The 16112-nt window shown below is 51.9% G+C and carries 15 protein-coding genes; 11 read left to right on the forward strand and 4 right to left on the reverse strand.

What is annotated here, in order from left to right:
* Position 1: 1 nt before the first annotated feature.
* Positions 2-793, reverse strand: coding sequence for a phytanoyl-CoA dioxygenase family protein (locus ABDW72_RS07860; RefSeq protein ID WP_347157982.1), 792 nt, complete (start codon positions 791-793; stop codon positions 2-4).
* 263 nt (positions 794-1056) lie between these two features.
* Between ABDW72_RS07860 and ABDW72_RS07865 the strand changes: the two genes are divergently transcribed.
* Positions 1057-2034, forward strand: coding sequence for an acyl-ACP desaturase (locus tag ABDW72_RS07865; RefSeq protein ID WP_347157983.1), 978 nt, complete (start codon positions 1057-1059; stop codon positions 2032-2034).
* Between the two features lie 234 nt (positions 2035-2268).
* Here ABDW72_RS07865 and ABDW72_RS07870 read toward each other — a convergent pair whose 3' ends face one another.
* Complete coding sequence (locus tag ABDW72_RS07870; RefSeq protein WP_488168636.1) at positions 2269-2577, reverse strand: DUF427 domain-containing protein; 309 nt, start codon at positions 2575-2577, stop codon at positions 2269-2271.
* A 130-nt stretch (positions 2578-2707) separates the two neighbouring features.
* Here ABDW72_RS07870 and ABDW72_RS07875 point away from each other — a divergent pair, with 130 nt between their 5' ends.
* From ABDW72_RS07875 to ABDW72_RS07885, 3 genes are all read left to right on the forward strand, one after another.
* On the forward strand, positions 2708-3808 hold the full coding sequence (locus ABDW72_RS07875; RefSeq protein ID WP_347157985.1) for a vWA domain-containing protein: 1101 nt from the start codon (positions 2708-2710) through the stop codon (positions 3806-3808).
* Between the two features lie 6 nt (positions 3809-3814).
* Positions 3815-4336: a hypothetical protein gene (locus tag ABDW72_RS07880; RefSeq protein WP_347157986.1), complete on the forward strand. Its 522-nt coding sequence runs from the start codon at positions 3815-3817 to the stop codon at positions 4334-4336.
* 89 nt (positions 4337-4425) lie between these two features.
* On the forward strand, positions 4426-5943 hold the full coding sequence (locus tag ABDW72_RS07885; RefSeq protein ID WP_347157987.1) for a sigma 54-interacting transcriptional regulator: 1518 nt from the start codon (positions 4426-4428) through the stop codon (positions 5941-5943).
* A 62-nt stretch (positions 5944-6005) separates the two neighbouring features.
* Here ABDW72_RS07885 and ABDW72_RS07890 read toward each other — a convergent pair whose 3' ends face one another.
* On the reverse strand, positions 6006-6299 hold the full coding sequence (locus ABDW72_RS07890) for a hypothetical protein (RefSeq protein ID WP_347157988.1): 294 nt from the start codon (positions 6297-6299) through the stop codon (positions 6006-6008).
* Positions 6300-6312: 13 nt separating this feature from the next.
* Positions 6313-6792, reverse strand: a complete 480-nt coding sequence (locus tag ABDW72_RS07895) for a GyrI-like domain-containing protein (RefSeq protein WP_347157989.1) — start codon at positions 6790-6792, stop codon at positions 6313-6315.
* A 419-nt stretch (positions 6793-7211) separates the two neighbouring features.
* Here ABDW72_RS07895 and ABDW72_RS07900 point away from each other — a divergent pair, with 419 nt between their 5' ends.
* The 7 genes from ABDW72_RS07900 (at position 7212) to ABDW72_RS07930 (ending at position 16040) form a co-directional block, all read left to right on the forward strand.
* Positions 7212-7835: a DUF1684 domain-containing protein gene (locus tag ABDW72_RS07900; RefSeq protein WP_347157990.1), complete on the forward strand. Its 624-nt coding sequence runs from the start codon at positions 7212-7214 to the stop codon at positions 7833-7835.
* A gap of 773 nt (positions 7836-8608) precedes the next feature.
* Positions 8609-11020 carry a phenylalanine--tRNA ligase subunit beta gene (gene pheT, locus ABDW72_RS07905; protein ID WP_347157991.1) on the forward strand — a complete coding sequence of 804 codons (2412 nt, stop codon included), beginning with the start codon at positions 8609-8611 and terminating at the stop codon, positions 11018-11020.
* 4 nt (positions 11021-11024) lie between these two features.
* Entirely contained in the window at positions 11025-11321 is a 297-nt protein-coding gene (locus tag ABDW72_RS07910; protein ID WP_347157992.1) for a hypothetical protein, read from the forward strand.
* A 78-nt stretch (positions 11322-11399) separates the two neighbouring features.
* Positions 11400-11687, forward strand: a complete 288-nt coding sequence (locus tag ABDW72_RS07915) for a cell division protein ZapA (RefSeq protein ID WP_347157993.1) — start codon at positions 11400-11402, stop codon at positions 11685-11687.
* Positions 11688-11803: 116 nt separating this feature from the next.
* The gene (gene rny, locus ABDW72_RS07920; RefSeq protein WP_347157994.1) at positions 11804-13435 is read left to right on the forward strand and encodes a ribonuclease Y; all 1632 of its coding nucleotides are present in this window, start codon (positions 11804-11806) and stop codon (positions 13433-13435) included.
* Between the two features lie 264 nt (positions 13436-13699).
* On the forward strand, positions 13700-14812 hold the full coding sequence (gene proB / locus ABDW72_RS07925) for a glutamate 5-kinase (RefSeq protein WP_347157995.1): 1113 nt from the start codon (positions 13700-13702) through the stop codon (positions 14810-14812).
* On the forward strand, positions 14790-16040 hold the full coding sequence (locus ABDW72_RS07930) for a glutamate-5-semialdehyde dehydrogenase (protein ID WP_347157996.1): 1251 nt from the start codon (positions 14790-14792) through the stop codon (positions 16038-16040). The genes proB and ABDW72_RS07930 overlap by 23 nt, the downstream gene beginning before the upstream one ends.
* The last annotated feature ends 72 nt before the right edge of the window (positions 16041-16112 follow it).

Here is a 16112-nt window from a genome sequence, read left to right on the forward strand (position 1 = left end):
CTTATTTGCGCCAGAGCCGGATCTCCAGCGAGATGCGCGTCGCATCCGGGTTCAGGTTGGTGGCGCCCCCATGGATTAGGTAGGGCGAGAAGATCAGCACCTGGTTTGCACCGGGATTCGGCCGCACCAGTTTCAGCGGCTTTCTAGTATTCGTCAGTCCCGGCACATTGTACTTTGCCCCGTTCATTACCGCGCCTGCTAAGGTGCGCTCCACATCGGACTCCGGCCAGTAGTGGCTGCCCGGCACCACAAACAACGACGACTGGTCTGTGCTGCCTGCCACGGGCACATACAGGTTTATACTTCCTTTTAACTCTTCCAGCCAGGCATCCCGGTGCAGGGGGTTGTGGTCTGGCCGGTTTGGCCGGATCACGCGCAGGTGGAAAATGTTTTCCCCGGTATTGGGGTTCAGCGTCGTCAGCGGCAGGCCTACTTCTGCTGCAATGCGGTCGGTGAGCAGTTGTGCCGGCAGCGGAAACTGCTCGTACGCAATCGCTTTGGTGTGGTTAATAACCCGCAGGTGCAGCGTTTGGTCGCCATTGATGAGGTGATGGTACTGTGTCAGTTCAAACCCGGCGGGTATGGCAATCCCCTCCTGCGCCAGCGCGTCGAGAAAGAGCTGTTGCAGCCCCTGTAGCAACTTTTGGTGCGCTGTCTCCTCCAGAAAAGGAACGACAGTATAACCGTTGGCTCCCCAGGGTACCTGCGCCACCAGGTCGTCGTGCTCCTGTACCAGTATGCTGGGGCTGCCAAAAGCGCGGGTGCCGTCAATGGTGTAGGATGTGTGAGGCATGTGAGGGTTGATTGTGAACAGCTTATAAATAAGCCTAAAGTTAGGGCGTAAAATGCTACTAACGTCAGAGTTTCCAAAATAATTGCACTCTTTTTGGCCTCAGTGTGTTAAAATGTGTAGATTTATAATCGCCTACCTGTATTTTTGCGTAAGTATAGTTTCCAGTATTCCTTATTTGCACTCTTTTCCGGAGAAAGGATTTTATACAATCTGTTACCATAGTACTTAAAATAGTTTTTGACCTTATCAACCAGAATAACACCATGATTACAGCAGTTGCCCCAAGAATAGAAGTAATGAGATGGATGGAAGATTTCGTGAATGAAAAAATTTCTGAATTTCTCAAAACAGTAGAAGAATCCTGGCAACCAGCTGATCTTTTGCCAGACTCTACAGTAGAGAATTTTTTCGAGGAGATCAAGCACCTGCGCGAGCGGGCCAAAGACTTGAGCTACGACCTGCTGGCCGTGCTCGTTGGCGATACCATTACTGAAGAGGCGCTGCCCACCTACGAAAGCTGGCTGATGACGATTGAAGGAATGCCACAGGACCCTGAAGCGCCTTGGATGAAGTGGAACCGCAGCTGGACTGCCGAGGAAAACCGCCATGGGGATGCGCTGAACCGTTATTTATACTTGTCTGGCCGCATCAACATGCGCGAGATGGAAGCCTCTACCCAGTACCTGATCGCCGATGGCTTTGACCTGCAGACGGACAAAGACCCGTACCGTTCGTTTGTGTATACCAGCTTTCAGGAAACAGCTACTAACATTTCGCACCGCCGGGTGGCGCAGATCGCCAAAAAGCAGGGCGACCTGATGCTGGCTAAGCTTTGCGGCCACGTAGCTGCCGACGAAGCCCGCCATGCCAAAGCATATAAATCGTTTGTGAGTAAGATTTTTGAAGCAGATCCGAACGAAATGATGCTGGCTTTTGAAGACATGATGCGCAAGAAGATCGTAATGCCAGCCCACTACATGCGTGAGCTGGGAGTAGAACTGGGTAAAACCTTTGGTCACTTTACGGATGCAGCACAACGTATTGGTGTGTATACTTCCGCAGATTATACCGATATTCTGGAAGGTCTGATAGAGGAATGGAAGATAGAGGCGTTAACAGGTTTGAACGGAGCTGGTGAGCGTGCCCGCGATTACGTGATGGCGCTGCCGAACAGACTGAAGCGCGTGGCTGAACGCATGAAGGTGCCTTCGCTGGAGTATAAGTTTCGCTGGATAGCCTAAGCTTAAAGTATAATTTACAATAAAAAAAGGCGAACCGTTTACGGTTCGCCTTTTTTATGTGTGTTAGCCCAGATCAGGCAGGCAGCATTTGGCGAATACAATAGGGTGTTGTAGCTCCTGCCCTTGATATTGCTACGAAACAAGGTGTACGCCAAATGCTGCCTGCAGCCGCTTTTAGAAGTTTATACTTGCTGGCTATCCGGGCCAGTTTTACCCTGCAAAGGCTGCAGGCTGTTACTCCTTTACTTCCACGCCTTTCCAGAAAGCCACATATCCTCTTATCTCACTGGCCGCGTCCTTAGGATCAGGATAATACCAGGCGGCGTCGAGGTTTACTTTTCCGTTTACCTGCACATGGTAGTAAGCTGCTTCGCCCTTCCAGGGGCAGGTGGTGTGGGTGCGGCTTTCTTCCAGGTATTCTTTTTTTACGGTGTTCGGCGGAAAATATTGATTTCCTTCAATTTCAATTGTCTGGTCGCTGTCAGCAATTACTATATCATTCCATATCGCTTTCATAGGTTCTCTCGTTTTATAGTAGGTCAGGTATTAAGTTGTACTGCTGTGGCTAGCCAAAAGTTTATACTTGGTTCCTGTACCACTCCACAATAAACTTAATCCGGCACAGGCGAACATTGCACCTGTGCCTTTTGTTACAGCTTATAAATACAGAACTATGGCTTTAGGATATAGATTTACGGATTACGTGCCGCCACAAGACGACAAGCCTGGCTTTGAGTCGCTGCTGAAGATCTTTCTGCAGCTGGTCACCATTTCCTCGGGCGATGTGGGGGAGGCGTTGTCCTGGCTTAGCTCGCTGGACAAGCAGTATAACCTGACCGGAGATGAGTATGGCATCGGCGACTTTATCGAAGACCTCAAAAAGAAAGGCTATCTGGATGAGAACCCGCAGGAAAAGGGCTCCTTTTCATTAACAGCCAAAAGTGAGCAGGGCATCCGTAAAAGCGCGCTGGAGGAGATTTTCGGAAAGCTGAAAAAAGGCGGCAAAGGCACGCACGCTACCCCGCATACCGGTGTTGGCGACGAAGCCAGTACCGACAGCCGCGAGTACCGCTTCGGCGACTCGCTGGAGCAAATTTCCATGACCGAATCGCTGCGCAATGCCCAGATCAACCACGGCATCGGTGACTTGCGTCTGACCGAGCAGGACCTGGAGGTAACCGAAACAGAGCACAAAACGCAGGCGGCCACCGTGCTGATGATCGACATTTCGCACTCCATGATTCTTTATGGCGAAGATCGCATTACGCCCGCTAAAAAGGTCGCCATGGCCCTGGCCGAACTCATCAAGCAGAAGTACCCGAAAGACTCGCTGGATGTGATCGTGTTCGGCAATGATGCCTGGCAGATCGAGATCAAGGACCTGCCATACTTAGAGGTGGGGCCTTACCACACCAACACCGTGGCGGGCCTGGAGCTAGCCATGGACATCCTGCGCAAGCGCAAAACGCCGAACAAGCAGATCTTTATGATTACGGACGGAAAGCCGACCTGCCTGAAAGAGGGAGTGCACTATTATAAGAACAGCTTCGGCCTGGACCGCAAGGTGGTAAATAAAACGCTGAACCTGGCCGCACAGTGCCGCCGCATCAAGATCCCAATCACTACTTTTATGATCGCCTCAGACCCTTACCTGCAGCAGTTTGTAGATGAGTTTACGAAGGTGAACAACGGGCAGGCTTACTATAGCAGCCTTAAGGGCCTGGGCCACCTGGTATTCCGGGATTATAAACAAAACCGTAAAAAGAACTTTTAAACCTACATGAGCAGCCAAAGACTGGAAACAGTTCAGCCGGATACCTTGCCTGGGGGTGCTATGGCTACTTTTCTGCCGCACTTACTGGTGCAGCTTGTGGCCTTGTTCACCGCTTCAGGCGGACTGTTTCTGCTCACTTTTTCAGAGTGGTCGGGGCTGATCTTTGCGGTGCTATTTATATTCTTTCAGGTCTGCCTCCACTTCTTCATTCTTTCGACCAACAGCCTGGTGCCGGCCACGGCAGAGCTGCCTTTGCGTGTGCTGCTGCAGGTGGTGCAGTCGGCTTTTATAGTGCTGGGCCTGGTGGCACTTGGCATTCTGTTCTGGTGGCTGGAAGAGTGGTGCTTTTTTAAAATATACAACGAGCCAACCGGCGGCAGCTTTTACTTTAACATACATGGTGTGCTGCTCTCGCTGGTGCCGCCGCTGGTAGAAGTAGGCGTTTTAGGAGAGGTTATCAGGCAGCTTTACCCTTACTTTAAGCTAGCGAGGAAGCTGCTGCAAAAGTATTTCACCACCTGGAGTTGAGCTTACGTACAAAACATTTCACCCACAAAACGGATTTTATACTTTCAACCGCATCAGTTTACTTTTAACGGATGCATGACAACTGATACATGAACTACAGAGATATTCCGGCCGAGAACTTACATCAGATTAAAACACTGGGCCAACTGAAAGCTGCCGGCTACGAGCCGGAGTCGGTGAAGCAGGAGCTGCGGCGCAACCTGATCCGGAAGCTGCGAAACAAGGAGGAGATCTTTCCGGGCATCTGGGGCTACGAGGAAACCGTGATTCCGGACATGCAGCGGGCTATCCTCTCCATGCACCACATTAACCTGCTTGGCCTGCGCGGACAGGCCAAAACGCGTATTGCCCGCCAGATGGTTGATTTGCTGGATGCATACGTGCCGGTGGTGCAAGGCTCAGAGTTGAACGACGACCCACTGCAGCCGCTCTCGCGGTTTGCCAAAGACCTGGTGTACGAGCACGGCGACGACACCCCCATCACGTGGCTGCACCGCGACGAGCGCTACACCGAAAAACTGGCAACGCCCGACGTATCAGTAGCTGACCTGATCGGTGATGCTGACCCTATTAAAGCGGCCACGTTAAAACTGCCTTATTCTGATGAGCGCGTGATTCACTTTGGCCTGATCCCACGCTCGCACCGTGGCATTTTCGTCATCAACGAGTTACCCGATTTACAGGCGCGCATCCAGGTATCGCTGTTCAACATTCTGCAGGAAGGCGACATCCAGATTCGCGGTTTTAAAGTGCGCATGCCACTCGACATACAGTTCGTGTTCACCGCCAACCCGGAGGATTATACTAACCGCGGCTCTATCGTGACGCCACTCAAAGACCGTATCGATTCTCAGATTATCACGCACTACCCGAAAACCATTGAAACGGGCAAGAAGATTACCCGGCAGGAGGCGCATGTAAAGGAAGAGCAAGGCGAGATTGTACGTACCAACGACCTGATCGGTGACCTGATCGAACAGGTGGCGTTTGAAGCCCGCGAGAGCGAGTACGTGGATGCCAAAAGCGGTGTGTCGGCCCGCCTGACCATTTCGGCTTACGAGAACCTGTTGAGTGCGGCGGAGCGCCGGGCGCTACTTAATGGGGAAAAGTCAACTTACGTGCGTGTAGCTGATTTCCTGAATACCATTCCGGCCGTAACGGGTAAAGTGGAACTGGTATATGAGGGCGAGCAGGAGGGAGCCGGCCACGTAGCGCAGGTGCTGATGGGCAAAGCTATCCGTACGCAGTTTCTCAAGTACTTCCCCGACCCGGACAAAGCCAAAAAGTCGAAGCAGGGCAACCCCTACAAAGCTATTACCAACTGGTTTGGCGATGGCAACACGGTGGATATTTTAAGCGATGCTTCGGCGGCAGACTATAAAAAGGCACTGCAGCAGGTACCGGGCTTGGAGAAACTGGTGGAGCAGCAGCAACCGCACGCGAAAGGAGATGAGAAGTTGTTTATGATGGAGTTCCTGCTGCACGGTTTGGCTGAGCACAGCCAGCTCAGCAAAAACAAGCTCACTACCGGTTTGCAGTTCAAAGACCTGCTCAGCGGCATGTTTTCAATGCCTAAATTTGGCGAAGAGGAGGAAGAAGACTTCTAGGAAGCGCTAAAATAGAGCATAGATACAGCGAAAAGGCAGATGCGCGAGCGTCTGCCTTTTTCTTATACTTCCTCCAGCAACTTTGTAGCGATACTTTCCCATTCTTTCTCTAGGGCCTGCTGTGGCCGCTGCCGGCCGGCACGGCGGTACCAATAGTCCGCGTTCCCGGTATCGCCCTCCTGGCGGTGCAGGTAGGCATGGATCCAGGCGGCTGTGCGGTCGGGTAGCTCTTGAATGATATCATGTGCTTTTTGCCAGTTGCCGTTGGCCTCGTACCACAGTGCCTGCAGGTATACTGAGGTGTTTTGAGGCGGCGTGCTGCGGTGCAGGCTTTCTTGAAAGGTGTGGAAGTCCATGAGGTAGAATATTTTACTTGCGCTTAACCGGAATCAAGAGTTCCTCTTCGGAGCTCGGATCGTCGTGTTTATACCTGTCACCCATCACAGCCAGGTGCGGCCGATTGTCAAGTATAAAACCGGAGTTTGGCAGCCATGTTTCAAAAATATACTGATATGTTTCCGGCCCGCTGCTGGCTGGCCCTTTGTGGATGAAAATCGCATAAAGCCCCTCTGGTATCAGGAGCGTTTCCATGTCCTCCGGAACGGCATCCAGGTGCGCTACTGCCACTGCTGCCCATTTGTTAAACGGTGCCTCTGGGTTATACGTCTCGAAAAAGGAGGGAGGATATACTTCCAGCGAGTAAAGTTCGCTGCCGGTGCGGTGCTGAATTTCCTTTAGCCGCGGCATAAAGCTCCGCCACAGCTCAAACGTTTTGTTCACAGCAAAAGACATCGTCAGCCGCTTGCCAACAAGTTGTTTTTCGGGAAGGGTTTTAATGGAGGGCTCCATGTCAGGAAGGAACGCGTGTATGCATTTTATACTTAGAATTAATTCTTTTAAGCGCGCCTGTTTTCATACCATTAACGGCTGCTACTATCTGGGTACCAGCACTTCTACTCAATAATGCATTTATAATTCACCAATATAGTCAGCTACTGCCAAACCACAAAACCCAAAGTATGATCTTCTTCACGTTCAGCAGCCGACACTAGATGGGACTGCTGTTCTTATCCGTGTCATTGCTGAAAGATAACAGCTTTGTCTCCCCTAAGTACCGTCTCTTTAAGATCATTTGGCTAAGAGCAAAAGGTGCGGGGCTTACATTTGCCGCCAGTTGCGCTTGAGTTTTGGCTGTCTTCTGCAATTTATTTGTTCCGCTCTCCCTAAATATTTCCGAACTTTGGGTTTTACCATAGCCAGAAAACTTTATGCAGAAGCCGCTGAGACTAATCATATTTGCCGGTATTGCGCTGGTGCTCATATATTTTTTCAAAGACACCATTTTCAACGACGATAATTATATAAAGCCGCTGTTGCAGGAGCGCGAGAACAAAGAACTCACCTTCCGTAGCCGCGACAACTCGCCTTTTACCGAAGAGGGCCGCCAGGCTTTTAAGCACCTGTTCTACTACGCGCCTAACCTCGACTACCGCATACAGGCCACAATGCAAGAACTGCCGCAGCAGGACACGGTGCAGATGCAAATGAACAACGGCACTGCAGAACCGTACCTGCGCTATGCCGAAGCGACTTTCGATTTGGCAGGACAGTCGCAGCACCTGATCCTATTCAAGCGCCTGAGCGGTGAAAAGCAGGATGAACTGTTTGTGCCCTTCACCGATAAAACCAACGGCTTTGAAACTTATGGCGGCGGCCGCTTTATGGATGTGCCCTATAATGAGGATGCCAAAACCGTAATGCTGGACTTCAACCGCGCCTACAGCCCCTACTGCAACTATAACCCCGACTACGTTTGCCCCATTCCGCCAAAAGATAACAGACTAGCCGTGGCCATTCCGGCAGGAGAGAAGACGTACGAAGCAGCCCATTAACGGCCATTCCGGTTCCAACTACCCCTGCTCCTCCTTATCCAAGGAGGGGAGTCCGTAACTGCTTTGGAGAAGTATAAGCGTTGTTGTGTTAGATGATGAACCCACCCCTAGCCCCTCCAAGGAGGGGGATTTGGACGTAGGAGGGAGAAGCGAATCAGTTTCATAGCAGAAGCTTCGCTTCGTGTTGCTGAATTGTCTTTGTAAGCCAGTGAAGCCAGAGTCTTCACCTTCATCCTAAGACATGCATCTGAGACTCGCGCGCTAGTACATTATTTATACTTCAGCACAAGTATAAGCTTAAGCTATGAGAATGGATTCCAGTCCTTGGGTTGAGCGCCTCGAGAGTTTCCGGTGACGAGCTTTTGGGCGAGGCAGCCCGAGGCAAGAGGGCAGGAAACGAAAGCAGCGCGATGCCCTCGTCGGGGGCCCCTGCACCCCCAGGACGTGCCCGCGCGGGCTTAGAGCGCACCAAAGCTAAAGATGCAACAAGACAAGTATAAAACTGCGCATAAAGCAGCAGCTAGTAAGTATAGCCTACCTGCTAAAGTATAAACCGCAGCTACTAAGTACAGCTGCCAAGTATAACCAAGCGCAATCCTAAATAGGCAAGCATAACCAAACAAACCATGGGGTTACCTGTCACGAATAAACCTACCATCCCTGCTCCATCACCACAATTTCAGAAGCCTTGCGCCATTAAACAGAATTATGCTTAATTTTGAAGCACCTGTGCCACTTAGCAGAGGCAATCCATCAAAAGTAAGAAAAACAACATGCTGATTTCATTCGACTGGCTGAAACAACTGATTCATATAGATAAACCCGCCGAAGAGGTAGGTGCTTTGCTGACCGGCGCTGGCCTGGAAGTAGAGGGCATCGAGACGTTCGACATGGTGCAGGGCGGCCTGGAAGGCATTGTGTTGGGCGAGGTGCTCACCTGTGAGCGCCATCCTGATGCTGACCGCCTGAATATTACGACTGTCGATATTGGCACCGGCACGCCAAGCCAGATTGTCTGCGGGGCGCCAAACGTTGCTGCCGGGCAGCGCGTGGTAGTAGCCACGGTGAACAGCACGCTTTACCCGACAGGTGGCGAGTCGTTCAAGATCAAGAAATCCAAGATTCGCGGAGCTGTGTCTGAAGGGATGATCTGCGCAGAGGATGAAATTGGCCTGGGTACATCGCATGCCGGCATCATGGTGCTGGATACAGAACTGCCAAATGGCACACCGGCCGCTCAGTTCTTCGGTCTGGGCTCTGATAGCGTATTTGAGATCGGCCTGACACCGAACCGCGCGGATGCGGCCTCGCATTACGGCGTGGCCCGCGACCTGCAGGCGCTGACAGATGCGAAAGCCATACTGCCTTCCGTCGCGGATTTCAACGTAAGCAACACCTCCCGACCGATAAACGTGGAAGTGGAGAATACGGAAGCTTGTCCGCGCTATGCTGGCGTAACAGTTTCGGGGCTAAAGGTAGGGCCGTCACCGGAGTGGATGCAGCGTCGCCTGCGTGCTATTGGGCTGTCGCCGATCAACAATGTGGTGGATGTAACCAACTATGTGCTGCATGAGTTGGGGCAGCCGCTGCACGCTTTCGACGCTGACAAGATCAAAGGCGATAAGATCATTGTAAAGACAGTGGCGGAAGGCACCACGTTTAAAACACTGGATGGCGTGGAGCGCAAGTTGCAGGCAACAGACCTGATGATCTGCAACACGGAAGCGCCGATGGCCATTGGCGGGGTATTCGGAGGGATAGATTCCGGCGTTTCGGCAGAAACAACCAGCATCTTTATCGAAAGCGCTTACTTTTCGCCAGACTGGGTGCGCCGCACGGGTATGGCCCACGGCCTGAAGACCGATGCCTCTTTCCGTTTTGAGCGCGGCACTGATCCAAACATGGTGACCACCGCTCTGAAGCGCGCAGCCCTGCTGGTGCAGGAAGTTGCCGGCGGGGAAGTATCCTCTGAGATCGTAGATGTATACCCGAACCCCATCGCTAACCGCGAGATCGAAGTAAGTATAGATCGTATCCACCGCCTTATTGGCCAGCACATCGGCGCAGCGCGCATCAAAGCTATATTGACTGATCTAAGTATTGAGATAGCCAACGAAACGGAAACGCACCTGACGCTTTCGGTGCCGCCATTTAAGGTAGACGTAACCCGCGAAGCAGACGTAGTGGAGGAAGTGTTGCGCATCTATGGCTTCAATAACATCCAGGTGCAGGAGCACATGTCGTCCACGTTTCTGGCCAATTTCCCGCGGCCGAACCCGGAAGATATCACCGATACCATCATGAGCTTTATCGCTGATAACGGCTTTCATGAGATTATCACCAACTCCATCACCAATTCAAAATATTATGCGCAGTTTGGCGAGGCGGCTGGGCTGGTGCAGGTGGTGAACTATAACTCCGAAGACCTGGACGTACTGCGCAAGAGCATGATTTTCTCGGGCCTGGAGGTGCTGCGCCGTAACATTAACCGCCGCCAGCGCGACCTGAAGTTGTTTGAGCTGGGCAAAATATACGAGCAGCACGAGGGCGAGTACAACGAGCACCGCAAACTGGCCTTCTACATGGCCGGCAACGTTACGGCTGAAAGCTGGAAGCAGCCAAGCACCAAAACCGCGTTCCACGACCTGGCAGGTGTGGTGCAGAATGTATTGCGCAAGCTGAATGCCGGCGACTTTGAAGTGCAGCCGCTGGAGCCGAACAGCTACCTCAAGCAAGGCATCGCCTATACAAAAAATGGCACTGTGATCGCCGAGTTGGGGCTCCTGGATGCTGGCGTCGCCCGCTTTATGGAGGTGAAGGAGCAGGTGTGGTATGCCGAACTGAACTGGGATTACCTGCTGAAGAAGTATAAAGACAAGTTGGTGGCCCAGGAACTGCCGAAGTTCCCGGAAGTGCGCCGTGATCTGTCGCTGGTGTTGGATAAAAATGTTACCTTCGAACAGGTGAAACAAATGGCCTTCCGCACGGAGCGCAAGCTGCTGCAGGATGTGAATGTGTTTGATGTGTATGAGGGCGATAAGATTGCGGCCGGCAAGAAAGCCTACGCCGTTAGCTTTACCTTACTGGACAGGCAGCAGACCCTGACTGACAAGGTAATCGACAGCACCATGAACCGCCTGATGCAGCAATTCGAGAAACAGTTGGGAGCTTTTATCCGCAAATAATGTTATGGCAAAAGAAAAGCAATTACAACAGCTCCAGCATATTGAAGATAAGCTGCGACGCCTTTTAAGTCGCTATGCCGATGTGCAGCAGCGGTTTGCCAAAGCCCAGGAAGAAATTCATTTTCTGGAAGGGCTGGTGGCCGAGAAGGAGCAGCAAATAAAAAATTTTCAAAATCAGGAGAATATCGTTAAAATTGTAGACGCGATAGCAGGAAATCCTGCAAATTCGACAGAGTTAAAGCTCAAACTAAACGAATACATCAGAGAAATCGATAAGTGTATTGCTTACCTACAAGACTAAGGCTGAGCGCATAAGAGCCTGTGAAGGCCTCAAAGATGCAGCAGCTAAAGGTAAGCCGAACCTATAATAACGCAACGGATGAGTGAATTATCTATTAAGATTCGCATCGCGGAACGCGAGTATCCGATGCGGGTGAAGGAAGAAGAGGAGGAAAGACTCCGGGTAGTGGGCAAGCTGCTTAACGAGCGCCTGCGTTTCTTCAAAGACCAGTTCGGCATACAGGAAAAGCAGGACCTGCTGGCCATGGTGGCCTTTGAGACCATGGTAGACAAGCTGCGGCTGGAAGATGAGAAGAATGACCATCAGACCAGCCTGGATCAAAAGCTTCACCTGCTCGACGAGCTGCTTACTTCTGCCGGTAAATAGGTGTCCATGGCCTGTTCCGGGGCCGTTCCGTCGCTTATACTTCGTTTAGGCCCAGAGCCACACTCTGTTTTTGCAGGCACTGCTATGTGTTTTTATAAACCATAAAAGCTATAGTTATGCCCGATATCCTTTATATTTTATTAACGGCCATTGTTGCGCTCGGAGTGGGCGTAATAATTGGGCGCATGCTGCTGCAGAAAGTATACCAGCAGCAGGAAGAAGTTGCCCGGCAGAAGGCAAAAGCCATAATCCGCGAAGCCGAGGTAGAAGGCGAAAGCCTCAAGAAAGACCGCATCCTGGAGGCCAAGGAAAAATACCTGAAGCTTAAGTCTGATTTCGAGGAGGAGATGAACAAGAAGAAAAACATCATCATCCAAAACGAGAACAAAGTAAAGCAGCGTGAGCAGTTGGTGAACAAGCAGATGGAGCAAACCAAGCGCCTGGAAACAGAACTGGAGAAAGAGCGCGAAACCCTGGCGACACAGCTGGATAAGGAAAAAGCCAATTTCAACGCACAGCTGGAGAAAGAAAAAGAGCACCTGCAGGCCCAGGCAGAGAGCTACCGCAAACGCAAGGAAGAAGTAGAGCAGCAGCACAAGGAAATTGTGGGACAGTTGGAGCGTATTGCTGGCCTGACCGCTTCTGAAGCCCGCGAGCAGTTAGTAGAAGCCCTTAAGAGCGAAGCCCAGACACAGGCATCTTCACACATCAAAGACATTGTAGCCCAGGCCAAACTCACCGCTACCAAAGAAGCCAAAAAGATCGTGATTGAAACCATACAGCGCACGGCGGCAGAACATGCCATCGAAAACTGTGTGTCGGTATTTAACATCGAGAGCGACGATATCAAAGGTAAGATCATTGGTCGAGAAGGCCGTAACATCCGCGCCCTGGAGGCTGCTACCGGTGTAGAGATCATTGTGGACGATACCCCAGAAGCCATCATCATTTCCGGTTTCGACCCGGTTCGCCGCGAGATCGCCCGTTTGTCGCTGCACCGCCTGGTAGCTGACGGCCGTATTCACCCGGCCCGTATCGAAGAGGTAGTGGCCAAAACCCGCAAAAATATCGAAGAAGAGATCGTAGAGATTGGCGAGCGTACGGCTATCGACCTCGGTATACATGGCCTGCACCCGGAGCTGATCAAGATGGTGGGCCGCATGCGTTTCCGTTCTTCTTACGGACAAAACCTGCTGCAGCACTCCCGCGAAGTAGCCAACCTTTGCGCCACGATGGCAGCCGAGTTAGGCCTGAACGTGAAACACGCCAAACGCGCCGGTCTGCTGCACGACATTGGCAAGGTAACACCAGACGAGCCGGAACTGCCGCACGCCATCATAGGTATGGAGCTGGCCAAGAAGTATAAGGAGCATCCGGACGTTGTAAACGCTATTGGTGCCCACCACGACGAGGTAGAAATGACAGCGATGGTTTCGCCACTGGTACAAGCCTGCGACGCCATCTCTGGTTCCAGACCAGGTGCCCGCCGCGAGATCATGGAGTCGTACATCAAGCGTCTGAAAGAGCTGGAAGAAACGGCGGTATCCTTCGACGGTGTAAACCAGTGTTATGCCATTCAGGCCGGCCGTGAGCTGCGCGTGATGGTAGATGCAGACAATGTAACCGACGAAAAAGCGGCACAGATTTCCTTCGATATCTCCCAAAAGATCGAGAAAGAAATGCAGTATCCGGGACAAATCAAGATCACGGTTATTCGAGAGATGCGCGCCATCAGCTACGCCAAGTAAGTATTTTGATATAAATTAAGGTGAAACTGCCTGCCGCTTCTGTGGCAGGCAGTTTTGTTTTATACCTATTAATGTAACAGTTGGCTGTTACATTGCTGATTAAGTCATCTGCTGGTGCGAGCTCGTACCTTGAATGGGGAGTAGAGCTACAAGCTCGCATCAGCATGCGTTTTTAAAAAGATCGTATGTAAATGCTTTGACCATTGCTTTTGTTTTAATGAATTTAGCTATAAATTGATATTTGATCAATGGAGCGACACGTGCATGGCCTTAGCTTACAAGAGAATCATCCTTAAGATAGGGTCTAATGTACTGACCCTGGAGAATGGTATGCCCGACCTAACCCGGATCGGGCATTTGGTGGAACAGATAGCGGAAATCAAGCAGCAGGGGAAGGAAGTGATCCTTGTGTCGTCTGGGGCAGTAGCTTCTGGAAGGAGCCTGGTGCAGGTGTCGGAGAAGTATGATGCGGTGGCTACCAGGCAGCTGCTGGCGTCGGTGGGGCAGGTAAAGCTGATCAACACCTATGCAGAGCTCTTCGGCAAGTTCGGTCTTGTTTGTGCCCAGGTGCTGGTAACGAAAGAGGACTTTCGCGACCGGCTGCACTACCTGAACATGAAAAACTGCTTCCAGATACTGCTGCAGCACGACATCATCCCAGTCATCAACGAGAACGATGTGATCTCAATCACAGAGCTCATGTTTACCGACAACGACGAACTGGCCGGGCTGGTCGCCTCTATGCTGAATGCGGATGCCCTGATCATCCTCTCTAACGTGGATGGCATCTATAACGGCAACCCGAAAGATGCCGGTGCAGAAGTGATCCGGGAAATAGACCATACGGCAACCAGCCTGTCCTCATTTATCACCACACAACGCTCGCAGTTTGGCCGGGGCGGTATGCTCACCAAAAGCCACATGGCCCGGAAAGTGGCGCAGCTGGGAATTGCCGTGCACATTGCCAATGGCAAAACGGAGCAGGTACTTCCGCGGCTGCTGGATGAGGCTGTGATTAACACCCGCTTTGTGCCCAGCAAGGCTGCCTCGGGCCGGAAGAAGTGGCTGGCCCACAACGAGAATAACGCTAAGGGAGTCGTTCGGATAAACCAGGGGGCGAAGGAGGCGCTCGTCTCTTCCAAAGCTAGCAGCTTGCTTCCTGTTGGCGTTACGGGCATCAGCGGGGAGTTCTTGAAAGGAGATGTAGTAAAGTTGTTGGATGAAAATGATGCGCTGCTGGGCCTCGGCCTGGCAGAGTATGGCTCCGATAAAGCCCTGGAGCGCATCGGCCAGAAAAAGCAAAAGCCACTAGTGCACTACGATTACCTTTTTTTATACCCTGAACCATCCGACAATGGAGCTAAAGAGCCTGTTTGAACGCACCCGAAAGGCCAGCAGAAGCTTGCCCATGTTGCCATCCGAAACTGTGGATGCAGTCTTGAGAGATGTTGCCGCTGCAGCAGTGGCGAAGACGGCTTACCTGCTTTCAGAAAATGAAAAAGACCTGGCCTTAATGTCGCCCGACGATCCGAAGTATGACCGACTGCAACTAACTGCGAACCGGGTAGAAAGCATTGCTGCGGACATGAGCAACGTGGCCGGTCTGATCTCTCCATTGGGTGAGGTGTTGCTGGAGCGGAAATTGCCAAATGGGCTGCACCTTTCCAAAGTGCGGGTGCCGCTCGGGGTAGTTGGGGTGGTGTATGAGGCAAGGCCCAACGTAACGTTCGATGTGTTCTCCTTGTGTCTGAAAACGGGAAATGCCTGCCTGCTAAAAGGAGGGAGCGACGCACGTTTCTCGAATGCGGCCATTGTGTCGGTCATACACCAGGTGCTCGATGCGTACGGCATCAGCAGAGATGTGGTGGCGTTGCTCCCCGCCGACAGGGCAGCTACGGAAGCGCTTCTGGCTGCCGTGGACTATGTGGATGTGCTCATCCCCCGGGGAAGCCAGCAACTGATCGATTATGTACGGCAAAATGCCAAAGTGCCTGTTATCGAAACCGGAGCCGGGATTGTGCATACTTATTTTGATAAAACCGCTGACCTGGAAAAAGGCCGGGCTATTATCTGTAATGCCAAAACCCGGCGCGTAAGCGTATGCAATGCCCTGGATTGCCTGCTGCTGCACCGTAGCCGGCTGAAGGACCTTGCAGTCCTTACGGCGCCTCTTGCGTCAGCCGGTGTTACGCTTGTCGCCGATCAGCCTTCCTTTGCCATACTGGAGCAAAGTTATCCGCAAAACTTGTTACAGTTAGCTTCGGAAAAAGATTTTGGTACGGAGTTCCTGTCGTTGAAAATGGCTGTGAAAACGGTGGAAAGCCTGGAGGAGGCGCTCGAGCATATTGCTACCCACAGCTCCCGTCACAGCGAGGCCATTATTTCGGAAAGCGAAACGCAAATTGCGCAATTCCTGCAGCGCGTGGATGCGGCAGCCGTTTATGCCAATGCCTCCACAGCCTTTACCGATGGGGCGCAGTTCGGGCTTGGCGCAGAGATCGGCATTAGTACCCAAAAGCTGCACGCCCGCGGCCCGATGGGGCTGGAGGAACTTACCAGCTACAAATGGCTTGTAAAAGGCAATGGCCAGATTCGCCCAGCCTAATACAAGTGCCTGCTCAAATGCGCTAGTTTATGCTATACTTGAAAGCACCGGATTCGCTAAGCTTATACTTGC

Origin of the sequence: Pontibacter chitinilyticus (assembly GCF_039748935.1) — a bacterium.
Taxonomy (GTDB): domain Bacteria; phylum Bacteroidota; class Bacteroidia; order Cytophagales; family Hymenobacteraceae; genus Pontibacter; species Pontibacter chitinilyticus.